This window comes from Enterococcus pseudoavium NBRC 100491, assembly GCF_001544295.1.
In the GTDB taxonomy this organism is placed as follows: Bacteria; Bacillota; Bacilli; order Lactobacillales; family Enterococcaceae; genus Enterococcus_A; species Enterococcus_A pseudoavium.
This window is the reverse complement of record NZ_BCQF01000001.1, coordinates 151138-175125: the sequence shown is the minus strand read 5'-3', so window position 1 is coordinate 175125 and position 23988 is coordinate 151138. Positions and strand designations below refer to the sequence as shown.

Sequence of the window (23988 nt, the reverse complement as noted above, 5' to 3'; positions counted from 1 at the left end):
GAATAAGGAGCGATACTATGATCGAACTTAAAAAGGGCGTGCGATTGCACGTGATTGCGACTCAAAAATATAAAACGATCCAAATCTACGGGCGTTTCACTACCCGTTTAACAAAAGAAATCATGACCAAGCGAGCACTTTTAGCCAATTTATTGGAGACGAACTCTCTGCGCTATCCAGATCAGACACAGTTGAGTGCGCAACTGGCAGATCTTTATGGTGCCAGTTTTGGTTTAAATGTGGGACGAAAGGGCAATTTGCATTGGCTAGATGTCGGTTTAGGCGTCGTCAATGGTAAATATGTGGATGATCCACAACTATTGCCGGCAGCACTGGATTTTTTACGTGAAGTTTTGTTTTATCCCAATATCCGTAACGGGAAATTTGATGAACAGACGTTTCAATTAGAAAAAGAAAATCTAAAAAGTTATATTGAGACTTTACAAGAAGATAAACAAACGATGGCTTCTTTGAAGATTAAGGAGACTTACTTCACCGATGAAGCACAAAAATTACCGAGCTTTGGGACAGTGGTAGATCTGGTTGCGGAAACAAGTGATGGATTAGCTGCTTATTATCAAGAAATGATTGATCAGGATCAAGTGGATCTGTTTGTGATTGGCGACGTGGAAGAAGCGGAAATCGCTGAGCTATTTAAAGGGTTGCCCTTTAAAGCGCGGGAAGAACGTTCTCCAGAGATTTACTATTCGCAAATAAATGACAATGTGATCCGTGAACAGCAAGTGCAAGAACCTGTGACCCAAGCGAAATTGAACTTAGCGTATGCAACGGATGTTTATTACGAAGACACCGATCGTTTTGCCTTGTTAGTCTTTAACGGATTATTTGGCGGTTTTCCTCATTCAAAATTATTTATGAATGTTCGCGAAAAAGCGAGTCTGGCGTATTATGCATCGAGTTCCCTTGATACCTTCCGCGGTTATTTGCAAGTTCAAACGGGAATTAATGGCCAAAATCGCGAAAAAGTTTTGCATTTAATTGGGGAACAATTAATTGAACTGCAAAAAGGAAACTTTACGGAATTGGCCTTCCAGCAAACAAAGGCGATGCTGAAAAATCATTATTTACTAGGCCTAGATAGTATGCAAAATACGATTGAGACGACCTATTTGGCCCAGTGGTTGCCGCAAAGTAAACTGACAGACGAAGAATGGCTACGACGTTTGGCAGCTGTGACACCAGAAGATGTGCAAAAAGTTGCGAAAAAAATTCGTTTGCAAGCAATCTTCTTTTTAGATGGAGGACAGCAAAATGGATAAATTAGCGTATCAAAAAATCAATGAAACTTTATATAAAGAAGTCTTGCCGAATGGACTGACTGTTTATTTATTGCCAAAGGCCGGCTATCATAAGACGTACGGCTTATTCAGTACGAATTATGGATCAATCGATAATGAATTCATCCCTCGCGGTGGAACGGATTACATCAAAGTACCCGATGGCATCGCTCATTTTCTAGAACATAAGATGTTTGAAAAGGAAGACGGCGATGTGTTCCAAAAATTTGGCGAACAAGGTGCTTCAGCCAATGCTTTTACTAGTTTTACGCGAACCAGCTATCTATTTTCCACGACCGACCAGCTGGAATTGAATTTAGCAACATTATTGGATTTTGTTCAAACGCCTTATTTTACGGAAGAATCTGTGAAAAAAGAACAAGGAATCATTGGTCAAGAAATCCAAATGTATCAAGATGATCCAAACTGGCAGCAGTTTTTTGCAATTCTAAAAAATATGTATCCAAAGCATCCGTTGCACATTGATATTGCTGGGACGATTGATTCGATTGCCCAGATTACAGCAGAGGATTTGTATACTTGCTACAACACTTTTTATCATCCCAGCAACATGACACTGTTTGTTGTGGGAAATTTAGAGCCGGAAGCGTTGATGGCGTTCATTCGTACAAATCAAGAGAAGAAAAACTTTGAACAACCCGAACCAATTCAACGGCGTTTTCCAGAAGAGACCGTGGAGGAAATCATTCCGCTTAGTGAAGAAAAAATGCCAATCACGGTACCCAAAGCAATTGTCGGGATCAAAGGACTGGCAGAGCTTCCCAAAGATGACAAGGAGCGGCTGGTGTTTAAAGTCTCAATTGATTTGTTGCTACAATTACTAGTGGGAACTACCTCACAGAATTATTTACGTCTTTATAACGAAGGGTTATTGGACGATAGTTTCGGTTATGAATTTTCAATGGATCGTAGCTTCTATTTTGCTGATTTCGGTGGTGATAGCGAAGAACCCCAAAAACTAGCCGATCGCCTATCAGAGATTTTGTTGCACTTTTCTAGTGACCCTGAGATTAATGAAAAAAATCTGGCTTTGTTAAAGAAAAAAATGTTAGGAAAATACTTCCAATCATTAAATTCATTAGAATATGTCGCCAATCAATTTACCCAAACATTATTTGGTGAATGGACCTTGTTTGATATGCCGGAAATTATTCAAGAAATTACACTGGCCGATGTTTTGGCAGCCGGTGAACTATTTATTAAAGAACCAGCCTTTACACGCTTTTATATGGATAAGGAGGCCTAAGATGCCTTATGCCTTAGTAATGGGGGCCAGCGGAGATATTGGTCAGTCTGTTTGTGAAAAATTAGCTGGACAAGGCTGGTCGCTCTACTGCCACTATAATCAGCAAAAAGAAAAAGTTTTAAATTTCGTTTCAGACTTACAGAAACGTTATCCTCAGCAAGATTTTTTTATGGTATCCTTAGACATGTTGAAAGAAGCAGAAATTCCACGCTTTCTAGACCAATTATTTCAGGTAGATGGAATTGTTTTTGCGTCGGGATTTACTTTTTACGAGCTATTACCGGAAACTAAAGCAGACCAGATGGAAGCCTTGTGGCAAGTCCATTTGAAGACCCCGCTGCTATTGTTGCAAGGACTGCAGAATAAGCTGGCGGTTGGCAGCAATGGGCGAGTTGTTTTTATTGGCTCAGTCTATGGACACCGAGGCAGTAGTATGGAGACTGTTTATAGCGCTGTAAAAGGTGCTCAGGAGGCCTTCGCAAAAGCCTACGCCAAGGAAGTGGCGACCTTAGGGATTACGGTCAATGTAGTCGCTCCTGGCGCCGTACAAACAAAAATGAATGATAATTGGGAGCCGCAGGAGTTACAGGATTTAAAAGCGGAGATTCCTTTGGGACGCTTAGCCGACCCAAAAGAAATTGCGGCAGCTTGTCTGTACTTGTTTTCTAAAGAGGCTAGCTATACGACGGGGATTGTTTTACCTGTCGCTGGCGGCTGGATGGAATAAGAAAGCGACGGCTTTAAGCTGAATGAAAATGTCCCGTCAACTTTGTGAGTTCCACTTGGTAATTTATTGTGATTAGTGGAATCGGATGCCAAACAAAGATGAAAGTATTTTCAGTGATTTTGGAAAAGACCATTTCTAACAGGAGTTAGTTTGATTTAACATGGCTAGTTGGCTGATAGATGGTATGGAAATAACCTTTGTTTTTTTCATTGAGAGAAAATAAGTACTTTAATACGAATTAGGAGTAGAGAAGCAAGTGGCGAGTATTAATATTGGAGAAACGTTACGCAAAGCCCGGATCGATAAAAAAATCAGTTTAGATGAGCTGCAACAGCGCACGAAAATTCAAAAGCGTTATTTGCTGGCAATTGAGGAAAACGATTTTCAAGAATTGCCTAGTGATTATTATTTGCGGACATTTATTCGCCAATATGCTGATGAAGTAAATCTTGACGGCGCTCATTTAATCGATGTGTTAGATGGCAAAGATCGGCCATTACCTTCTTATCCAGAACTGGAAACAGTAGAGGGACTTAGGAAAAATAAACATACTGGAAACCCTAATCGGGCCCGTTTCGAAGCAACCTTGCCGATGATTGTCTTGGGCTTGGTGGCGTTAGCGATTATCGCGGTGGTAGGCTACATGACTTGGTTAGATCATCAAGAAACTGCAATCATTCCCGAAAGTAGTTCTGTCCAAGTAGAACGTTCTGGCGTCTCTTCGACCACGCCGGAGAAGGTCTCTTCGCAACCTAAACCGGTAGAATCGTCGAAGCCACCGGAAAAACCAAAAATGGCTTTATCGATGGAGAACAATACCGCCAATGCCGCAACGATGAAAGTGGAGCATGCGGAGAAACCGCTAAAAATCACTTTCACTGGGAAAGAACGTGTGTGGGTTGGTGTCCAGATCAATGGAGCATTGGTGTATCAATATACGCTACAGCCAGGCGAATCCCAAACGACTGAATTACCTGCGGATGCCGCACAAGCGGTTCTCACTGTTGGGATAGCGAAGTACGCTGAAATCAAAGTTAACGATCAAGGGCTTGACTTCCAGCCGGGGGATTCGTTACTGCAAAAAAATGTGACGTTGAATGTTGCTTATGCGTCTTAACCGGTTAATAGGATTAGGAGGAAACAATAATGAATTTACCAAATAAATTGACGGTCATTCGGATCTTTATGATTCCTTTGTTTATGGTGATCGTTTTAGCCCCTTGGGATTGGGGAACTTTGCAAGTTGGTAATACAAGTTTGGCTGTGACTCAGCTGGTAGGTGCAATTATCTTCGCATTAGCTAGTTATACAGACCATTTAGATGGCAAGATCGCTCGTGCCCGGGGATTAGTGACAAACTTCGGGAAGTTTGCCGACCCGTTAGCTGATAAAATGTTGGTGATGACAGCCTTCATTATTTTAGTCGAACAAGGCAAAGCCCCTGCTTGGGTGATTGCGATCATCGTTTGTCGCGAGTTAGCAGTAACGGGTTTACGGTTATTAATCGTAGAGCAAGGTGGCGGTGTGATGGCGGCAGCTATGCCTGGGAAAATCAAAACGGCTACTCAAATGGTTGGGATCGTACTGCTGTACTTAAACAATGTCCCTTTTAATTTTATCGGAATTCCAATGGATCAAATCATGTTATACGTCTGCTTATTCTTCACCGTTTATTCAGGCTATGACTACTTTGCCAAAAACACAGCGCTTTTTAAAGGATCAATGTAAAAAAGACGGTCAGCACGGTGGAAAATCTATCGTTCTGATCGTTTTTTTCTGTTATAGTTGAGAAAAAATGGCGTATCTTAGAAAGAAGAGGAAGAAATGAAAGCAGAAATTATTGCTGTAGGGACAGAACTTTTATTGGGGCAAGTTGTGAATACGAATGCCACCTTCTTGTCAGAAAAATTAGCAGATATGGGTGTCGAAGTCTATTATCATACAGTTGTAGGGGATAATCCCCAACGTTTAGAAGAATTGTTGCAGCTAGCCGATACTCGCAGTGAATTGATTATTTTGTGTGGTGGGTTGGGGCCAACGGATGATGATTTAACGAAAAATGTTTTAGCCGATCATGTAGGTGTCCCACTGGTTCAAAATCAAGCTGGGTTAGTAGCGTTACAGGACTTCTTTGCCCAACGTCAAAGCACCATGACACCAAATAACTTAAGGCAAATCGAGACGTTACAGGATGGGATCGCCTTACCGAACCGAACCGGCTTAGCGATTGGCTGTCTATATAAAGGGGAGAAGAATAATTATATCTTATTGCCCGGACCACCAAGTGAATTGAAACCAATGTTTTTGGAGCAAGCGCGACCATTACTAGAAAAGGAATTTCCATCAGCAGAAAAATTGACTTCCCGTGTACTACGTTTCTTTGGCATCGGGGAATCGCAATTAGTAACGGATTTAGCAGAAATGATCGAACATCAGTCAAATCCGACGATTGCGCCTTATGCCAAGCCGAATGAAGTGACCCTACGAATTACCGCTAAGACTGAAGATGAGCTATCAGCCAAAACGTTGTTAGATCAGGCAGAGACCGAAATCATGGCAAAAGTTGGAGCCTTTTTCTACGGTTATGGGGAAGAGAACAGTCTAGTTGAAGTTGTAGTGAATTTATTAAGAGAAAAGAATTTAAGCATCACAGCAGCCGAAAGTTTGACTGCTGGTGAGTTTCAAGCGACTTTAGGAACGATTCCTGGCGTATCTGAGGTCTTTCCTGGTGGTTTTGTGACCTATTCTAAAGAAACCAAATCCCGCTTTTTAGGTATCGATCCAGGGCTATTAGAACAATTTGGCGTCGTCAGTGAAGAGTGTGCAAAAGAAATGGCGGAAGCGGCATTGCGTCTGGCTGCGACCGATTATGCCTTATCTTTCACCGGCGTAGCTGGCCCAACTGACTTAGAAGGAAAACCTAAAGGAACGGTTTACATCGCCTTGGCTCAAAAAGACGGTGAAACGATTATCACTGAAAATCATTTCACTCGGGATCGTTCATATGTTCGTCATAGCTCTGTGATGAAGGGATTGGATTTGGTCCGGCGAGCAATTCTAAATAAAAATTAAAAACGCGAATGTTTGTTCGTTTTTTGCTTGCTTTTTTGATATCAAACCGATAAACTAGGGTTACTGAAAAAGAAATAATGATGTGGAAAGCATATTTATTATAGGAAATAGGAGGATCAGCGATTGGCAAATGATCGTAAAGCAGCTTTAGATGCTGCAATGAAGAAGATTGAAAAGAATTACGGAAAAGGCTCGATCATGAAATTAGGGGAAAAGGTTGATCAACAGATTTCAACCATCCCAAGTGGTTCTTTGGCGTTGGATGTTGCTTTAGGCGTAGGTGGTTACCCGCGTGGTCGAATCATTGAAGTTTATGGTCCAGAAAGTTCAGGTAAAACAACCGTTGCCTTGCACGCAATCGCAGAGGTTCAAAAACATGGTGGTACAGCAGCTTTTATCGATGCTGAGCATGCCCTTGACCCGCAATATGCACAGCGTTTGGGTGTCAATATCGACGAATTACTGCTTTCACAACCAGATACTGGCGAACAAGGATTAGAAATTGCTGATGCCTTGGTTTCTAGTGGTGCGGTTGATATTATCGTAATCGACTCTGTAGCAGCGTTAGTTCCACGAGCAGAAATTGATGGCGAAATGGGGGACGCACACGTTGGTTTGCAAGCCCGTTTAATGTCACAAGCTTTGCGTAAGTTATCTGGTTCTATCAATAAAACGAAGACGATTGCGGTCTTCATCAACCAAATTCGGGAAAAAGTCGGTGTCATGTTTGGGAACCCTGAAGTAACTCCAGGGGGACGTGCTTTGAAATTCTATGCGACCGTTCGTTTAGAAGTCCGGCGTGCCGAACAGTTGAAAAATGGTACGGATATTGTCGGAAACCGGACAAAGATTAAAGTTGTAAAAAATAAGGTTGCTCCGCCATTCAAAGTTGCGGAAGTTGATATTATGTATGGCTTTGGAATCTCACAAGAAGGCGAATTATTGGATATGGCCGTTGAGCAAGACATTATTGATAAAAGTGGTGCTTGGTATGGCTATAAGGAAGATCGAATCGGCCAAGGTCGTGAGAATGCCAAGAAATACTTGGCAGATCATCCAGAAATGATGGCTGAAGTTGCTACTCGGGTTCGCGCGGCCTATGGAATCGGCGAAGATGTAGAGGCGGGTAAGGCTGAAGAAGCAGGACAAGAAGAATTACCCTTAGAAGAATAAAAAAACAAAAAATGCTAATGATCTAGTGTTATCTACAAGATCATTGGCTTTTTTTCACTCTTTTTTCTCATAAATCAAAGCGCTTAATTAGTGAACCGGACAAAAGAGAAATAAAGTTGACACGCTATCAGACAAACATTAGAATAAAGTTGTGTGACAGCCACACATATGCAAGTAGGCATATTGATAATTAAGTATTCGTTTATCAAAAAACTACAGATAGGTAAATAAGATAGTACGGAGGTGGATTTAATGTTAGTTCCTATTCTCCTCGCTATCATCGGTTTAATTGTCGGTCTTGGTTTGGGTTTCATGGGGGCAAAGTCACGCCATGAAAAAGAAATTGATGGGGCACAAAACACTGCTAGAGGGATCATTACGCATGCAAATAAAGAAGCGGAGACCTTAAAGAAAGAAGCTTTGTTGGAAGCCAAGGAAGAAAACCAGCAGTATCGCGCACAAGTTGAAAGTGAGTTGAAAGAAAGCAGACAAGAATTAAAATCGCAAGAAAATCGCTTGCTTCAAAGAGAACAGACTTTAGATCGTAAAGATGATTCTCTTGAGAAACGTGAGCACTCACTGGAAGAAAAAGAAACAAAAATCAGTGCTAGACAGCAATTAATTGACGAGCGAGAAAAAGAAGTAGAACAACTGATTGATGAACAACAAACAAAATTGGAACAGGTTGCTTCTTTAACAAGAGACGAAGCGAAAGAAGTAATTATGAAGACGACCGAAGAGGAATTGAACCATGAATTAACCGTCATGGTTAAGGAATCTGAGCAACGTGCCAAAGAAGAAGCTGATCGCAAAGCGAAAAATCTTTTGGCGATGGCAATTCAACGTTGTGGTGCGGATGCTGTTTCTGAAACAACGGTTTCGGTTGTAACCTTGCCAAATGATGAGATGAAAGGTCGCATCATTGGACGTGAAGGCCGTAACATTCGGACATTAGAAACACTGACAGGTATTGATTTGATTATTGATGATACACCAGAAGCAGTCGTTCTATCCGGTTTTGATCCAATCAGACGGGAAATTGCCCGGATGACTTTAGAGAAATTGATTCAAGATGGCCGGATTCATCCAGCTCGAATCGAAGAAATGGTTGAAAAATCTCGCAAAGAAATGGATGAGCGGATTCGTGAGTACGGGGAACAAGCAGCCTTTGAAGTGGGTGCTCATACCTTGCATCCAGATTTAATCAAGATTTTGGGTCGCTTACATTTCAGAACCAGCTATGGTCAAAATGTATTGAATCACTCAATCGAAGTTGCCAAATTAACTGGTGTTTTAGCCGCAGAGTTAGGCGAAAATGTTCAGTTAGCGCAACGAGCAGGGTTACTACATGATATCGGGAAAGCGTTAGACCATGAGATCGAAGGATCCCACGTCGAAATTGGGGCAGAACTTGCCGCTAAATATCGTGAAAATCCTGTGGTGATTAATGCAATCGCCTCTCACCATGGAGATACAGAAGCAACTTCCGTCATCTCTGTATTAGTAGCCGCTGCCGATGCAGTATCAGCAGCTAGACCAGGTGCCCGAAGCGAATCACTGGAAAACTACATTCGTCGTCTAGAAAACTTAGAGAATATTTCGAATAGCTTTGATGGCGTAGAGTCAAGTTTTGCGGTCCAAGCCGGCCGTGAAGTACGTGTCATGGTTAAACCAGAAGAAATCTCTGATTTAGAAGCGACTCGTTTAGTTCGCGACATTCGTCGTCGAATCGAAGATGAGTTAGACTATCCAGGACACATTAAAGTAGTCGTTATCCGTGAAACACGGGCAACTGATTATGCCAAATAGTTAATTATAAAAAGCCTCAATTATTTGAGGCTTTTTATTTGTAGTTTTCTAAGGGGGAAGCTGGCATACTTTTTTATACGTGTGTAAATAAGTCTTTTGGGCTGCTAGTTACGAGCAGTGCTAAGCCAGCGTCTGTGCAGGAGTCATATTTTTTGTAAGCAGGGCTCACGCTTATTTGGCCTTCGTTAAGATTGAGTATAGTAGGCTCAGAAAATAGCGCGCTATACTTCAAATAACAAATTATATTTGATGGAACGCGCTAATTAAAAGGATAGCGTCCAAGGCGTAATTCCTTTAAAATAGAGTATAAGAAAAGAAAGAATGGGAGTAGAAGGATGACGACTATCAGTCACTGGTTCAAACGGCATGCCACCTTACTCAAAATTATTTTCTTTGGGATCGTTTTATTTTTCGTCGCTAATCAGGTGAAAAATATTGCCCATGGAATGAGCTGGCAAACGGTTTGGTTAACGATCAAACAACAGAATCAATTCGCATTATTAAGCATGTTGGGAGTCGGTCTGTGTGGTGTTCTGCCCATGCTTTTATATGATCACGTGGCAATCACAACACTGGAAGCGGCCGGGCGCCCACGGATGAACCGCAAAGAATGGTTAGTTTCTGCTTGGACGACTAATACTATCAATAATTTAGCTGGCTTCGGCGGAGTTGTCGGCGTTAGTTTACGCTCCAGCTTTTATGGTAAGGGGATGGAGAAGAAGAAAGTGCTGGCAATGATCTCTAAGATCGCGCTCTTTATGTTGGCGGGTCTATCGATGATGGCCTTTATCACCTCTTTAGATCTAATTTTCTTCCGAACCCAAAATCCCTTTGTCCGTTATCGTTTTTGGTTATTAGCGGGTGGAGCGTTTGCTCCAATTTTATTTGTGTTTGTCTATGGCCGACGTCGGACCATTTTTAAAGAGTTTCGCTTAAAACAGATTTTTGAATTGTATCTTGCCTCATTAGGTCAATGGCTAGGGGCGTTGCTGGTCTTTTTAGCCGTCGGTTATTTGATGGGTGCCCAGTTAAACGCCGGTGAAGTTTATCCGATGTTTGTCATCGCCACCGGGTTAGGGATGTTGACAATGGTCCCTGGAGGTGCCGGAACATTTGATGTTATGATGATTTTAGGTTTAGGTCATCTTGGATTGGATCAAAGTACAGCAGTTGTCTGGATTTTATTTTATCGAATTTTTTATTATTTGATTCCTTTTGTCACTGGGATCGTCATCTTTTTGACCAATACGAGTGTCAAATTGAATCGTTACTTTGACAATCTACCGCGGCTGTTGTCGCAAAAATTTGCCCACGTAGTGATGGTTAGCGCCGTCTATTTTGCTGGAATCATGATGATATTATTATCGACTTTAACCAATCTTTCTAATATCAGTCGCCTGTTTCAGGTACTGCTGCCCTTCTCTTTTGATTTTTTAGATCAGACGTTAAATTTATTAATGGGCTTTTTGCTATTAGGGTTTGCTCGTGGGATTTCGCAAAAAGTAAAACGCGCATTTTGGCCGACAATCCTATTACTGATTTTTGGGATTGTCAATACGGTAGCGCGAACGGCCTCGATTCGTTTGATCGTTGTTTATCTGATTATCCTATTGATCGTCTGGATGTCACGGAAGGAATTTTATCGGGAACAATTTGTTTATTCTTGGGGAGCCCTAGCTTTTGATGGTATTTTATTCGGGTTGCTGTTTATTTTCTACGCTGTGGCAGGTTATCATAGCGGTCAAATTTGGAGCACGCAACGCTTAGCTACGAAATATTTTGCTTTTCCATCAGAAGAAATCTGGTTTTCCGGGTTGGTCGGGTTAATTTTATCGATCTTGTGTCTAGCTATTTTATATCAATACTTAACCCAAAGTGAAACGAGACTAGGGGCCATGTGGGATGAGAAGCGCTTTAACTATTTGGTGAATCGCTACGGTGGAACTCCAGCTAGTCATTATTTGCGGGTACCAGGTTATCAGTATTTTTATTATCAAGAAAATGGCAATGATCAAATTATTTTTGGTTTTCAAACTCGGGCCAATAAGTGTTTTGTCTTAGGCGATCCAGTTGGCAATCCAGCAAAATGGCAGACTGCCACTATTGCTTTTATGGAGCACGCGGATAAATTAGGCTATCAGTTGGCATTTTATAAAATATCGGAAGAGTATGTGTTGCTTTTACATGATCTTGGATTTCACTTTGATAAGATTGGAGAAACTGGGGTGACTGATTTTACCCAACACGAACATGATGTTTTTTCTGATCGCTTCGAGTTCAAGCGGCTAGCAAATGAAGGCTATCAATTTAGCTATTTCGATAAGCTCCCGGAAGAAGTTTTTGATGAGCTTGAGGAAATCTCAGATGAATGGTTGAATGGGGAAAAAGAAAAATGTTTCTCAGTAGGTTCCTTTGACCGCGACTATCTTGAGACGAGTAAGATCGGAATCGCTCGTGATCCGCAAAACCGGATTGTCGGTTTTATTACCGAACAGCCGATTAACCAAGAGAAAGCGTCCTTCGATCTTTTACGGTTTCGAAATAATGTCCCTAATGAATTACCCACCTTCTTGAAGCTGCATTTAATGGATGAATTAAAGGTACAGGGCTATCGCGAGGTCTATCAAGGAATGGCTCCGCTAGCGAAGGTTGGGGAAACTTCTTTCGCCTTTTTAGGGGAACGGATCATGAACTTGATTTACAAATATGGTCATTCGATCTATGCCTTTCAGCAAGTAGCGGAGGAAAAGACCATCTATGTCGACCATTGGCGGCCTAGATACTTTGCCTACATGAAAGATAGTAGTTTCCTATTTTCTGCCTTGCAACTATTATTGCTGATTGGTCGTGGGAAAAATAAGGGAGCGACTATTTCTGAAGAAATGATTGAGGTATAAGAAATATAAAAGGACAAGCCGATTACTGGCTTGTCCTTTTTTGTAATTAGTCAATTGTAATGGTTTTCCCTTTTTTCTCCTGATAATCTGCTTTAGGCAGGTTTAAAGTGAGCACGCCATTTTCAAATTTAGCACTGATCGCTTCTTCCAAGATATCTTTGACTACGAATTGGCGATGATAAGCACTGCTAGAGCGTTCTCTGCGAACGAAGCGACCATCATCCTTAACTTCATTTTCAGTAGTGTGTTCAGCATCGATCGAAAGAATATCATTGTTGTACTGAACAGCGATTTCCGCTTTTTCAAACCCGGGTAAGTCCGCCTTCACTTCATAGTGATCATCCAGATCGCGAATATCGACATTCATTTTTCGATCATCCCAGAAGCTATTCATCAACTTGCCTACTAATTCTTCGCCGTCTAACCAATCATTTTTCGGTAGTAGTTTCATACATACCCCTCCTAATTTGTAATGAGACGCTCATGTAGCTAGTAGTTCTTAATTAATGGTAAGGCCTCAGGCAGAATTATTCAACTAATTTGGAGTGCCTATGCTAAAATGAATTATCTATACTTTTAGGATGGGCTATGATAGAATCGTCTAGTGAAAAATTTGAACGGGTGAGAAAATGGAAATTATGGAGAAGGCCCCAGCAAAGATCAATCTGGGTCTTGATATTTTAGGCAAACGGCCGGATGGCTTGCATGAATTGGCGATGGTCATGACAAGTATCGATCTAGCGGATCGTTTGTATTTAGAAGAAATTCCAGAAGATAAAATTATCATTGAGACCAACAAGGCTTTTTTACCCACGGATAAAAAAAACCACGTATATGAGGCGCTGGAGTTGGTTAAAGAGCGTTTTGACATAAAAGAAGGCCTGCGAGTCAAAATCCACAAAGAGATTCCAGTAGCTGCTGGGTTAGGCGGAGGCTCGACCGATTCAGCAGCAGCTTTGCGGGCAGTGAATCGTTTGTGGAATTTGGGATTGTCAGTTGAAGAGTTAGCACAGTTAGGCGCAGAAGTGGGATCAGATGTCCCTTATTGTGTCTATGGAACGACTTCTTTGGTAGAAGGATTTGGCGAAAAAGTGACTCCGATCGCTCCGATGCCTCAATGTTGGGTCGTAGTTGTCAAGCCACGCATGAGTGTTTCGACGCGAACAATTTTTGCCAAGATTGTGATGGAGGATTTATACCACCCCGATATACCAGCCTTGGTTTCAGCGATTGAAGAAAATGATTATCAGAAGATGACCGAAAACCTAGGGAATTCGATGGAAGTCGTCACAATTAAAAAGCACCCAGTCATCCAACAGCTGAAAGATCGGATGTTGAAATATGGAGCTGATGCTGCCATGATGAGTGGCAGCGGTCCGACTGTCTACGCGCTTTGTCATAAGTACTCACGAGCAAAGCATGTCGTTAATGCATTGAAAGGTTTTTGTGAGGAAGTCTATTTAGTTAGAACACTGAAATAGAAATGGTTACCTAGCGTTAACGTCAATCACAGGAGACATGTAAGTATTATTCCGATTTTGGGAATAATACTTTTTTTGTATGATTTCGTTTTAAATAACAAAAGTACATCGATGAATCGGATACAGGTCTCTCTCTTCATATGAATGAAGGGTCATTTATTTTACGTTTTAAAAGCTTTATTATAATTTAAATCGTAAAATTTACGCTTTGTGTTGACGGATAGAAAAACATCTGATACATTGGTTCTTGTCTTAAAATAAGAAGAGAAGGTGTTTAGATAGATGAAAATGCAAAAAGGACTACTACTGTTGGGAACTATGTTATTATCAGTTTTATTGACGGCTTGTGGCGGACAAGATCAAAAGGAGACTGCCGCGGATGGAAAAATTCAAGTGATGACGACTTTCTATCCAATGTATGAATTCACCAAACAAGTAGTTGGTGACAAAGGCCAGGTAGAATTGCTGATTCCAGCTGGAACCGAGCCCCATGATTTTGAACCTTCTGCTAAAGATTTGGCAAAAATTGCGGATGCCGATGTGTTTGTCTACAACAGTCCAGAACTAGAAACTTGGACGGAGAATTTAACGGATACAATTGATACGAAAAAAACTGAGATCATCAAAGCTTCCCAAAACATCACGTTAATGGAAGGAACGGAGCATGATCATGAAGAGGCTCACGATCATGCTGCAGAAGAGCCTGAAGAACATAGTCATGACCATAATTTAGATCCCCATGTCTGGCTAGATCCGGTATTAGCGATCAAAGAAGTCGAGACGATTCGAGATCAGCTAAGTAAAAAATATCCAGAAGATCAGGCTGTTTTTGAGAAAAATGCGGAAAGCTACATTGATGAATTAAAAACAGTCGATCAAGAATATCAAGCAGCAGTTAAAGGTGCTAAAAACAAAACGTTTGTCACGCAGCATGCGGCTTTTGGCTATTTGGCCAAACAATACGGCTTAACACAAGAAGCAATCGCGGGAATCTCGCCAGATCAAGAGCCTTCCCCTAGTCGCTTAAGCGAATTGAAACATTATGTGGAAGACCACGAGGTTAAAGTGATTTACTTCGAGGAAAATGCCTCATCTAAAGTTGCAGAAACATTATCAAAAGAGACCGGAGTTAAATTAGAAGTATTAAATCCGTTAGAAAGTTTAACGGAAAAACAAATCAAAGCAGGCGAAGACTATCTTTCTGTCATGCGGGATAATTTGACCGCTTTGAAGGAAAGTATTCATTAATCGCTCGCTTCTTAAAGGAGAGACAAACGTGTCGTATATTGAAGTGGAAGACCTCTCGTTTTATTATGACAACGAACCCGTTTTAGAAAATGTATCTTATCACGTTGATCCAGGAGAGTTTGTCATTTTGACTGGAGAAAATGGTGCCGCAAAATCGACATTGATCAAAGCGACATTAGGTTTATTAAAACCCAGCAGTGGAAAAGTTACGATTGCAAAGAAAAATGATCAAGGGAAAAAATTAAGTATCGGCTATATTCCGCAACAAGTCGCCTCTTTTAATGTCGGATTTCCCAGTACCGTTTTAGAATTGGTTGAATCAGGCCGTTATCCTCAAGGGAAGTGGTTTAAAAAATTAAGCGAGCGAGATCACGAACATGTGAAGAAGGCGCTAGAATCGGTTGATATGTGGAATATGCGCGAGAAAAAAGTGGGTGAACTGTCAGGCGGACAAAAACAACGGATCAGCTTGGCGCGTTTGTTTGCTAAGAATCCTGATTTGATGATTTTAGATGAACCAACGACGGGGATGGACGAAAAATCTCGCAACGCCTTTTACGAGCTGTTGCGGCATAGCGCTCATGCCCACGGAAAGAGTATTTTAATGATCACCCACGACCACGAGGATACTAAAAAATATATTGATCGGCATATTCGGTTGGTACGAAAGGAGAATTCTCAATGGCGTTGCTTTCATATGAGTTCATGAGACGGGCCTTTTTAGCCGCGATCTTTATTGCCGGAATCGCACCAATGTTAGGTGTATTTCTAGTCATTCGCCGTCAGTCGTTGATGGCGGACACATTATCCCATGTTTCTTTGGCCGGCGTTGCCCTAGGTTTTTTCTTAAACTTGAATCCGACCGGAACTACTTTGCTAGTAGTGGTTATTGCTGCGATTATCATGGAGTATTTACAAAATATGTACAGTTCCTATTCGGAAATCTCGATTGCAATTCTGATGGCGGCAGGGTTGGCAATTGCGTTAGTCTTAATGAGTTTAGCGCCGGGAAATTCCGCGCTGAGCATCCAATCCTATTTATTTGGCTCGATTGTAACCATCACTTGGCAGCAAGTTGTCTTTTTAGGCGTTCTATTTGTACTAGTTGGGATCCTGTTCTTCCTGTTCAAGCGCCCGATGTACGTCTTGACGTTTGATGAAGACATTGCCGCAGTTGATGGTTTGCCTGTGCGTATCATGTCGATGATTTTCAATATTGTCACTGGGGTTGCCATCGCCATTATGATCCCAATTGCTGGGGCATTGCTGATCTCAGCAATTATGGTGTTGCCAGCTGCCATCGGAATGCGCGTCGGCAAAAGTTTTAATATCGTTATCTTAATCAGTGTTTTAGTGGGGTTCGTCGGGATGATCGGGGGGTTAACCGGATCGTATTATTTAGATACACCGCCAGGCGCAACGATTACGTTAGGCTTTATTTTGCTGTTTCTAATATTAAACGGCGTACGCCGACTGCGGATTCTAATTCAACGAAAACAGTTAGAAAAATAGAGGAAAGCGAAAGCTTTTCCTCTTTTTTTGTGTAATAATTAATAAATTACGAACTTTTGGACTTTGAACCGAGAAAATACTCGAATTTTATCGGTAAAACCCTTATAATGAGAAACGATAAATCAGAATAGATAATCTGTTCATTCCATTCTTATGTGAGTAGAAAAATGATTTGCATTGAAGATCGAACTAGGCTACTAGGTTCATCTAGTCCATTAAGTGAAACGCTAGAAATGAGCTGGTATAAAGTTCAAGTCGCTAGTAGAATGGTCTACGGCTTCAAAAACAATAAAATGAAATAGGAGTGAATTACGTGAAAGTGCGTCGAAGCGAACGTTTAATCGACATGACACAATATTTATTGGATCATCCTCATGATTTGATCCCATTGACTTTTTTTGCAGCGAGATATGGTTCGGCAAAATCTTCCATCAGTGAAGACTTAGCCATCGTCAAGAAGACTTTTAAAGAACGAGGGACCGGCTTCTTAGAAACAATTCCCGGAGCTGCTGGGGGTGTCGTTTTCACACCGAGTATTACCGATGAAGAAGCTCGTGAGTACATCGAATCTTTAGCTGAACGTTTATCAGAAGAGGACCGTTTATTGCCAGGCGGCTATGTCTATCTGTCTGATATGTTGGGGCAACCGGACTTGCTTCGTAAAATCGGACGAATCATCGCTACTCAATATATCGATAAAAAAGTTGATGCAGTCATGACTGTAGCAACAAAAGGTGTGCCAATTGCCCAAGCAGTTTCTTATTACTTGAACGCGCCCTTTGTAATTGTCCGTCGTGATTCTAAAATCACGGAAGGTTCAACCGTCAGTGTGAATTATGTTTCTGGATCATCAGAACGAATCGAAAAAATGGAATTATCCAAGCGTAGTTTGAAGCGCGGTTCCAAAGTTCTGATCGTGGATGATTTCATGAAAGGTGGCGGGACTGTGAACGGGATGAAGAGCTTGATTGAAGAATTTGAAGCGGAACTTGTCGGAATTACAGTCTTTGCAGAATCTAAATTTAAAGGTGAACGGGCGATCGATGATTATAATTCATTGTTGTTTGTTCAAGATGTCGATACTAGTACCAAAACAATTACCGTTGTCCCTGGTAACTGCTTCGACAAATAGAAAAAAGCTAAGCTGTTAAGATATTCTCCTGATTTTTTAGTGAGAGGGTCTTAACGAGCTAGTCTTTTTTGTGTCTGGCTAGTAGAATAAGCTACGGCATGAAAATTATTTCATTAATGCAAATTAAGGAGTGACTTTTTTGGAAAATCGTTATGCGATTATTTTAGCTGCGGGTAAGGGAACTCGCATGAAATCGAAGTTATATAAAGTTCTGCATCCAGTTGCTGGTAAACCGATGGTGGAACATATCATTGAACGGGTGGTAGAGACGCAACCTTCTGAAATTGTAACGATCGTCGGTCATGGTGCCGAAATGGTCAAAAAACAATTAGGTGAACGCAGTAACTATGCCTTACAAGCAGAACAATTAGGAACTGGTCATGCTGTGATGCAGGCGGCAGAATTTTTAAAAGGCAAAAAAGGGACAACTTTGGTGATCAGTGGCGATACTCCATTGCTTACTACGCAAACCTTGAATAATTTATTTGACTACCATCAAGGGAAAAAAGCCAGTGCTACCATCTTGACTGCGCATGCTGAAGATCCAACCGGCTATGGCCGTATTTTACGTGACCATGTAGGGATCGTCGAAAAAATCGTTGAGCAAAAAGATGCGACATTAGAAGAAGCGCGTGTTCAAGAAATCAATACGGGAACCTATTGCTTCGATAACGAACAATTATTTGCGGCGTTAGAAAAAATCGGAACCAACAATGCTCAAGGTGAATATTATTTGACCGACATCGTGGAAATCTTGAAAAATGAGGGGCAAACGGTGGCGGCTTATCAAACGGAAGATTTTGAAGAATCACTAGGCGTCAACGATCGGATTGCGTTAGCGAATGCGAATGAAATCATGCGTCGTCGCATCAACCGTCAGCACATGGTTAATGGGGTGACTTTCATTGATCCAGCGACGACTTACATTGATGCTGGAATTGAGATTGGTTCAGATACGATCATCGAACCTGGGGTTCAAATTCAAGGAAATACAGTAATTGGTTCAGATTGTGTGATTGGTGCGCATTCAAAAATCGTTGATAGCACAATTGAAGACAATGTGGAAATTAAAGCGTCCGTTTTAGAAGAAGCAATCGTACGTAAAAATGCAGATGTTGGTCCGAATGCCCATTTACGACCACAAGCAGATATCGGGGAAAATGCTCATATCGGTAATTTTGTCGAAGTCAAAAAAGCGACGATTGGTGAAAATACAAAGGTTGGCCATTTAACTTACGTGGGTGATGCAACACTCGGAAAAGACATCAATGTTGGCTGCGGAGTGGTTTTCGTCAATTACGATGGCAAGAACAAACACCATACCAATGTAGGTGATCATGTGTTTATTGGTTCTGGAACTAATATCATTGCACCGGTTAACATTGCGGACAATAGCGTTACTGCTGCTGGTTCGACGATTACTAATGATGTTGCAAAAGGCGATATGGCGATTGCTCGTGCGCGCCAAGTGAATAAAGAAGGTTATGCGAAACACCTACCATTTTAAGGGAAATCTCTTGATTTCTTAAATGGAAATGACTAGTATTTTATTTGAAATGGTATATAATCGGTAACGTATGCTGAAAAAGAAAGTGGAGGTCCCCATGTCGAAACATTATTTTGATCCAAGATTGAAAATTTTTGCTTTGAATTCAAATCGCCCCTTAGCTGAAAAAATTGCTGAAGAAGTTGGTGTGGAACTAGGGAAAAGTTCCGTGACCCAATTTAGCGATGGTGAAATTCAAGTAAATATTGAAGAAAGTATTCGTGGCTGTCATGTCTATGTCGTTCAGTCAACAAGTAGTCCAGTAAATGATAATCTGATGGAGCTTTTAATTATGATCGATGCCTTGAAACGGGCGAGTGCTAAAACGATTAATGTCGTTATGCCTTACTATGGATATGCCCGTCAGGATCGTAAAGCACGTGCACGGGAACCAATTACTGCTAAACTTGTGGCCAACATGATTGAAAAAGCTGGCGCAACTCGTCTATTGACGCTAGATTTACATGCCTCACAAATCCAAGGCTTCTTTGATATCCCAGTGGATCATTTAATGGGTGCTCCATTGATTGCGGATTATTTCTTAGAAAAAGGGATCTGTGGAGATGATGTCGTGGTTGTTTCACCAGACCATGGTGGGGTTACACGCGCGCGTAAATTAGCTGAATTCTTAAAGGCACCAATCGCGATCATCGATAAACGTCGTCCAAAAGCAAACGTAGCTGAAGTCATGAATATCATTGGAAAAGTCGATGGCAAAACTTGTGTCATCATCGATGATATGATCGATACAGCAGGTACGATTACTCTGGCTGCTAATGCACTAAAAGAAGCTGGCGCAAAAAAAGTCTACGCTTCATGTACTCACCCTGTTTTGTCAGGTCCAGCAATGCAACGGATCCAAGATTCAGCGATCGAGCATTTAGTTGTAACGGATTCAATCTACTTATCAGATGAACGTAAAATCGATAAGATCGATGAAATTAGTGTTGGCGAATTAATGGGCGATGCTATCAAACGCATCCACGAAAACAAACCAGTTAGCCCGCTATTTGAAACACACAAAAAATAAAGTGAAAAATCGGCTCAAGGTACTCACCTTGAGCCGATTTTTTATTTCTGATAATTAAGGCGTAAAAAAGAGCTCATCGGTGGGTGGCCGATGAGCAAAGGAGTTAAAAAATGAAAAAGTGTTAGGGTTGTTTGTTGGTATGTTTATATATTAGCAACAAGTTATGAATTAATTGTGAATGAAGTTTTATATAAAAGTAAAAAAAATAAGCTACAAAAAGTTTATTTATATTTATTATTTTAGTGAAAAAAAGGAGCTCATCGGTGGGTGGCCGATGAGCAAAGGAGTTAAAAAATGAAAAAGTGTTAGGGTTGTTTGTTGGTATGCCTATATAATAGCAACAAGTTGTGAAAAAAGTGTGAATGTTGATTGTTCGGAAATTGAATGATTTGTTAAAAAAATGGGATTTAATTAGTGAATTAATTTTATTACTTAAAAAAAGAGCTCATCGGTGGGTGGCCGATGAGCAAAGGAGTTAAAAATGAAAAAGTGTTAGGGTTGTTTGTTGGTATGCAAGTATAATAGCAACTAGTTATGAATAAAATATGATGAAAAACTAGCGAAACCATTAATTTTAAGAATAAATAAGCTGAAATAGCTAAATGACTTATAAAAATAAAACGCTCCAGTTTGAGATGAGCTAGAAAACGGGAGCACGTCTTCTAATGAGTTTAAAAAAGTGGTTATGACAAAAATTTTGTCATAACCACTTTTCATTTTATTCATAGACTCGGTTCTTTTTGTCGTAAATTTTGCGTAATTCCAAATACAAAGGGACCAATTCATTCTTAGTATAAGGAAGATCTAATTGATATAATGGAATGTGGGGTTTTTCTTTTTTCAGTAAAGAAGACGAGCTGATAATTAAATCATAATCATCCTTCAATGAGACATCATAGGGCTCTGCATCGATAAAACGCAAATCTTCCAAGAAACGATATAGATCGCGAACAAAAATTGCATTATGTTCAAGGGCGATACCGACTTTCAAATTATAGGCATATGGAAATTGATTGAAATAAGGCAATAATAAACGTTTAAAGGATCTTGTAAGCAATGGATGAATCGAGCTAATAAAGCTGTAAGATGGATTGTCTTTAGCCATCTGTGTAAAGTTTTGAATATTTTGGAATAAAATATACTCCCCTCTAGTTTGCTTTTCATTTGGATCCATCAACAAATCCGTAATAGTTGGAAAAGGCTGACGGAAAATAAAGTAAGTAAAGGTGATATTTAACAAATTAGCCACCAATAATGGGTCATCCATGGTTTCAGGGTGATTAGGAAACAAAGCTTTCTTCGCAAAATTTCGGAATTCTGTCACGAAGTCATTGACCGGATTTGGCCGTGCTTCGAAATCGTGCAGCGCTTGCTTCATACTTTGATCGTCACGGATCGTGTAGAAGGGAGAAGAATGCGCTAATAAATAAATAAAGCTGGACTCCCCTTTCAATTGACGCGTAGTCAAAGGTACCTCAACTAAGTCTCGCAATGAGATAAAATCGTAGTAAGGATTATCCTTCATCAAGAAATTATAGCGTGGATCATACTTAACAAATTTTTTGTTTTTGATGCGAATTAAGATGATACTAGCGAATAACTTAATTTCTTGGTTGCCAAAATAGGTCCGAGATAATGGAAAATAATCTTTATAAGTTGCAACGATCTGCTTCAATGATTGGTCATCAACCTGTAAAGGGCATTCAATTCCACGGGTTCCCAACCATAAAAGATTGAACAACGCCAACCGGATCAAACGTTCATCCCCAGACATCCCAGCTTCTGTATAGGTGAAGCGGATGTTGAAACCCTTCAAATATCTTTTCAGCTTATCGATTTTACGGGAAACGGTAGAGCGGCTGACAAAATATTTTTCACAAAACTGTTCAATTGTTGGATTTTCTTCATTCATAAAGTATAAAATAAACTGGAAAGGAACAGCTTGTTGTAATAAATGATAACGGTACTCATCGACCGTCGCGTTAATGTTCTCTAAATTGACCTTGCCTGCACGCATCATAATGGTTTCATGATTTGGACGAATTTCAGCTAATTCTTGGTCGATCTCATTTAATTCGATCACGCCTTGTTGATAGTTCAAAGCTAAATCTTCTGATAATTGGTTGATCGATAAGACTTGTTTTGTCGATTGGTTCAGATATTTAAAAATATTGAAACGTAAGAGGAGCGATGAATCAAACATAAGTTCCTCATATAACATCTGTATTCCTCCTTTAGTAAAATGGGTGATTAATTTGAACTTTTTTAACCATATTTTCTATTATATTGTACTGTATTTACATGAGGCTGTCAGTTATTAACCGACAAAAGGTGAGTAAAATTATGTATAAAAATATAATTTTCATGCTATTCTAAGAAAGAAGATGAGCAAGTGACAAAATCACGTTTAGAGGCCTTTACTGACGGAGTAGTAGCAATTGTGCTAACGGTCTTGGTATTAGATATTCAACTTCCAGATGCACCCACGCTAGCTTCGTTGCTAAGTATTACAAATACCTTATTTGCTTATACGGTTAGCTTTATTTTTGTTGCAGTGATTTGGGTCAACCACCACCGGGTGATGCAAATGGCGGAAAAAATCAATTACCAAGTGATTTGGGCTAATATTTTTTGGTTATTTTGGTTAACTTTATGTCCGGCGGTAACAAGTTGGGTAGGGCGAAATCCAAATGCTTTTTGGCCCGAATTTGCTTATGTAGTAATTTATACGATGTGGAGCTTTTCGTACGGAATTTTATCCAAACAAGTAATCAAAGCCAATGCGCCAGACAGTCATGTGGCCAAAGTCTTACAACGTGACCAGCGCAGTAAGCTGTCGATGGCAATCAATTTGGCTGTGTTGGCGGGGGTCTTTATCTTTCCCCCAATCGGAATGCTTGGCCGTTTTTTAGTTTCAGGTATTTGGGTAATCTCCTATCGCAAGGCAGATGAATACTATCAAAAATTTTTTGGTAAAAAAAGAGCGACAGAAGCTGAGTCTTCTGTCGCTCTTCGGCTGTTTAAATTGTTTTAAGGTTCTGGATGCAAGACCCGGTGTAAGAATTCTTTAGTCCGGTCTTCTTTCGGCTTACCAAAGATGTCTTCAGGGGCACCTTCTTCGGCAATCAGCCCTTTATCCATAAAGATGACACGATCGGAAACTTCTTTTGCAAAGGCCATCTCATGAGTGACGATCACCATCGTCAAGCCACTTTCGGCTAGAGTTTTCATAATCTGTAACACATCGCCGACCATTTCTGGATCAAGCGCGGAAGTTGGTTCATCAAAAAGCATTACTTCGGGATCCATTGACAGCGCACGAGCAATCGCGACCCGTTGTTTTTGACCACCTGAAAGTTGGGCCGGTTTGGCATCGACGAACCGCGCCATCCCAACTTTTTCCAAATTTTCTAACGCAATTTTCTTCGCTTCCTCTTCTTTCCGTCCTAGTACAGTCACTTGACCACTCATACAGTTTTGTAAGACGTTCATGTTGTTGAAGAGGTTAAATGATTGGAAAACCATTCCTAGATGGGTACGGTATTTCGGCAGGTTGTAGCCGGGAGCCAGTACATTTTCACCTTGATAAACGATTTTTCCAGCGCTGGGTGTTTCTAAGAGATTGATACAACGCAAGAAAGTTGATTTACCGGAACCAGAAGCACCGATGATGGTTACGACCTCTCCTTTGTTGACGTTCATACTGATATCTTTTAAGACGAGGTTATCGCCGAAGCTTTTTTTCAAGTGTTCAATTTCAATAATACTACTCATAATAATCCTCCTTATTTGTTCA

The 23988-nt window shown here is 40.7% G+C and carries 20 protein-coding genes; 17 read left to right on the top strand and 3 right to left on the bottom strand.

Annotated features, from left to right (window positions below):
• Nucleotides 1-17 precede the first annotated feature (17 nt).
• The 9 genes from yfmF to mprF all read left to right on the top strand — a co-directional run bounded on the left by yfmF (nucleotide 18) and on the right by mprF (nucleotide 12243).
• On the top strand, nucleotides 18-1280 hold the full coding sequence (yfmF, locus tag EP1_RS00840) for an EF-P 5-aminopentanol modification-associated protein YfmF (protein WP_067621860.1): 1263 nt from the start codon (nucleotides 18-20) through the stop codon (nucleotides 1278-1280).
• Nucleotides 1273-2565, top strand: a complete 1293-nt coding sequence (gene yfmH, locus EP1_RS00835; protein WP_067621857.1) for an EF-P 5-aminopentanol modification-associated protein YfmH — start codon at nucleotides 1273-1275, stop codon at nucleotides 2563-2565. The genes yfmF and yfmH overlap by 8 nt, the downstream gene beginning before the upstream one ends.
• Nucleotide 2566: 1 nt before the next feature.
• Nucleotides 2567-3292: an elongation factor P 5-aminopentanone reductase gene (ymfI, locus tag EP1_RS00830; protein WP_067621854.1), complete on the top strand. Its 726-nt coding sequence runs from the start codon at nucleotides 2567-2569 to the stop codon at nucleotides 3290-3292.
• 256 nt (nucleotides 3293-3548) lie between these two features.
• Nucleotides 3549-4409: a RodZ domain-containing protein gene (locus tag EP1_RS00825; protein WP_067621851.1), complete on the top strand. Its 861-nt coding sequence runs from the start codon at nucleotides 3549-3551 to the stop codon at nucleotides 4407-4409.
• Between the two features lie 29 nt (nucleotides 4410-4438).
• Nucleotides 4439-5020, top strand: a complete 582-nt coding sequence (pgsA, locus tag EP1_RS00820; protein ID WP_067621848.1) for a CDP-diacylglycerol--glycerol-3-phosphate 3-phosphatidyltransferase — start codon at nucleotides 4439-4441, stop codon at nucleotides 5018-5020.
• Nucleotides 5021-5116: 96 nt separating this feature from the next.
• Nucleotides 5117-6364 carry a competence/damage-inducible protein A gene (locus EP1_RS00815; protein ID WP_067621846.1) on the top strand — a complete coding sequence of 416 codons (1248 nt, stop codon included), beginning with the start codon at nucleotides 5117-5119 and terminating at the stop codon, nucleotides 6362-6364.
• Nucleotides 6365-6487: 123 nt separating this feature from the next.
• On the top strand, nucleotides 6488-7537 hold the full coding sequence (recA, locus tag EP1_RS00810) for a recombinase RecA (protein WP_067621843.1): 1050 nt from the start codon (nucleotides 6488-6490) through the stop codon (nucleotides 7535-7537).
• Between the two features lie 252 nt (nucleotides 7538-7789).
• Nucleotides 7790-9346 (top strand): ribonuclease Y, encoded by a 1557-nt coding sequence (rny, locus tag EP1_RS00805; protein WP_067621838.1) that lies wholly within the window; start codon nucleotides 7790-7792, stop codon nucleotides 9344-9346.
• Between the two features lie 335 nt (nucleotides 9347-9681).
• Nucleotides 9682-12243 carry a bifunctional lysylphosphatidylglycerol flippase/synthetase MprF gene (gene mprF, locus EP1_RS00800; RefSeq protein ID WP_067621836.1) on the top strand — a complete coding sequence of 854 codons (2562 nt, stop codon included), beginning with the start codon at nucleotides 9682-9684 and terminating at the stop codon, nucleotides 12241-12243.
• A 46-nt stretch (nucleotides 12244-12289) separates the two neighbouring features.
• On the opposite strand, the gene EP1_RS00795 is transcribed toward mprF, so the two are convergent.
• Nucleotides 12290-12694, bottom strand: a complete 405-nt coding sequence (locus EP1_RS00795) for an Hsp20/alpha crystallin family protein (protein ID WP_067621833.1) — start codon at nucleotides 12692-12694, stop codon at nucleotides 12290-12292.
• Nucleotides 12695-12872: 178 nt separating this feature from the next.
• Between EP1_RS00795 and ispE the strand changes: the two genes are divergently transcribed.
• The 7 genes from ispE to EP1_RS00760 all read left to right on the top strand — a co-directional run bounded on the left by ispE (nucleotide 12873) and on the right by EP1_RS00760 (nucleotide 20192).
• A complete protein-coding gene (ispE, locus tag EP1_RS00790; RefSeq protein WP_067621831.1) occupies nucleotides 12873-13724 on the top strand; it encodes a 4-(cytidine 5'-diphospho)-2-C-methyl-D-erythritol kinase in 852 nt (283 codons plus the stop codon).
• Nucleotides 13725-14006: 282 nt separating this feature from the next.
• Nucleotides 14007-14972, top strand: coding sequence for a metal ABC transporter substrate-binding protein (locus EP1_RS00785; RefSeq protein WP_157065564.1), 966 nt, complete (start codon nucleotides 14007-14009; stop codon nucleotides 14970-14972).
• Nucleotides 14973-15000: 28 nt separating this feature from the next.
• Nucleotides 15001-15681 (top strand): metal ABC transporter ATP-binding protein, encoded by a 681-nt coding sequence (locus tag EP1_RS00780; RefSeq protein WP_067621828.1) that lies wholly within the window; start codon nucleotides 15001-15003, stop codon nucleotides 15679-15681.
• Nucleotides 15654-16484, top strand: a complete 831-nt coding sequence (locus EP1_RS00775) for a metal ABC transporter permease (RefSeq protein ID WP_067621826.1) — start codon at nucleotides 15654-15656, stop codon at nucleotides 16482-16484. Before EP1_RS00780 ends, EP1_RS00775 begins: the two co-directional genes overlap by 28 nt.
• Nucleotides 16485-16797: 313 nt before the next feature.
• Nucleotides 16798-17616: a pur operon repressor gene (gene purR, locus EP1_RS00770; protein ID WP_067621824.1), complete on the top strand. Its 819-nt coding sequence runs from the start codon at nucleotides 16798-16800 to the stop codon at nucleotides 17614-17616.
• 139 nt (nucleotides 17617-17755) lie between these two features.
• Complete coding sequence (glmU, locus tag EP1_RS00765) at nucleotides 17756-19123, top strand: bifunctional UDP-N-acetylglucosamine diphosphorylase/glucosamine-1-phosphate N-acetyltransferase GlmU (RefSeq protein ID WP_067621822.1); 1368 nt, start codon at nucleotides 17756-17758, stop codon at nucleotides 19121-19123.
• Nucleotides 19124-19220: 97 nt separating this feature from the next.
• Nucleotides 19221-20192, top strand: coding sequence for a ribose-phosphate diphosphokinase (locus EP1_RS00760; RefSeq protein WP_067621820.1), 972 nt, complete (start codon nucleotides 19221-19223; stop codon nucleotides 20190-20192).
• A 718-nt stretch (nucleotides 20193-20910) separates the two neighbouring features.
• Here EP1_RS00760 and EP1_RS00755 read toward each other — a convergent pair.
• Nucleotides 20911-22413 (bottom strand): helix-turn-helix domain-containing protein, encoded by a 1503-nt coding sequence (locus EP1_RS00755; protein ID WP_067621818.1) that lies wholly within the window; start codon nucleotides 22411-22413, stop codon nucleotides 20911-20913.
• Between the two features lie 171 nt (nucleotides 22414-22584).
• Between EP1_RS00755 and EP1_RS00750 the strand changes: the two genes are divergently transcribed.
• Nucleotides 22585-23226, top strand: a complete 642-nt coding sequence (locus tag EP1_RS00750) for a TMEM175 family protein (protein ID WP_067621816.1) — start codon at nucleotides 22585-22587, stop codon at nucleotides 23224-23226.
• Here the strand turns inward: EP1_RS00750 and EP1_RS00745 are convergent.
• Entirely contained in the window at nucleotides 23223-23966 is a 744-nt protein-coding gene (locus EP1_RS00745) for an amino acid ABC transporter ATP-binding protein (RefSeq protein WP_067621811.1), read from the bottom strand. The genes EP1_RS00750 and EP1_RS00745 overlap by 4 nt on opposite strands.
• Nucleotides 23967-23988 lie beyond the last annotated feature (22 nt).

Bases quoted from the DNA above. Each gene is read 5' to 3' on its own strand.
- EP1_RS00745 (WP_067621811.1), bottom strand. From the start codon at position 23,966: ATGAGTAGTATTATTGAAATTGAACACTTGAAAAAAAGCTTCGGCGAT.
- EP1_RS00775 (WP_067621826.1), top strand. From the start codon at position 15,654: ATGGCGTTGCTTTCATATGAGTTCATGAGACGGGCCTTTTTAGCCGCG.
- EP1_RS00760 (WP_067621820.1), top strand. From the start codon at position 19,221: ATGTCGAAACATTATTTTGATCCAAGATTGAAAATTTTTGCTTTGAAT.
- rny (WP_067621838.1), top strand. From the start codon at position 7,790: ATGTTAGTTCCTATTCTCCTCGCTATCATCGGTTTAATTGTCGGTCTT.
- EP1_RS00755 (WP_067621818.1), bottom strand. From the start codon at position 22,413: ATGTTATATGAGGAACTTATGTTTGATTCATCGCTCCTCTTACGTTTC.
- ymfI (WP_067621854.1), top strand. From the start codon at position 2,567: ATGCCTTATGCCTTAGTAATGGGGGCCAGCGGAGATATTGGTCAGTCT.
- yfmF (WP_067621860.1), top strand. From the start codon at position 18: ATGATCGAACTTAAAAAGGGCGTGCGATTGCACGTGATTGCGACTCAA.
- ispE (WP_067621831.1), top strand. From the start codon at position 12,873: ATGGAAATTATGGAGAAGGCCCCAGCAAAGATCAATCTGGGTCTTGAT.
- EP1_RS00785 (WP_157065564.1), top strand. From the start codon at position 14,007: ATGAAAATGCAAAAAGGACTACTACTGTTGGGAACTATGTTATTATCA.
- EP1_RS00795 (WP_067621833.1), bottom strand. From the start codon at position 12,694: ATGAAACTACTACCGAAAAATGATTGGTTAGACGGCGAAGAATTAGTA.
- EP1_RS00815 (WP_067621846.1), top strand. From the start codon at position 5,117: ATGAAAGCAGAAATTATTGCTGTAGGGACAGAACTTTTATTGGGGCAA.
- pgsA (WP_067621848.1), top strand. From the start codon at position 4,439: ATGAATTTACCAAATAAATTGACGGTCATTCGGATCTTTATGATTCCT.
- mprF (WP_067621836.1), top strand. From the start codon at position 9,682: ATGACGACTATCAGTCACTGGTTCAAACGGCATGCCACCTTACTCAAA.
- yfmH (WP_067621857.1), top strand. From the start codon at position 1,273: ATGGATAAATTAGCGTATCAAAAAATCAATGAAACTTTATATAAAGAA.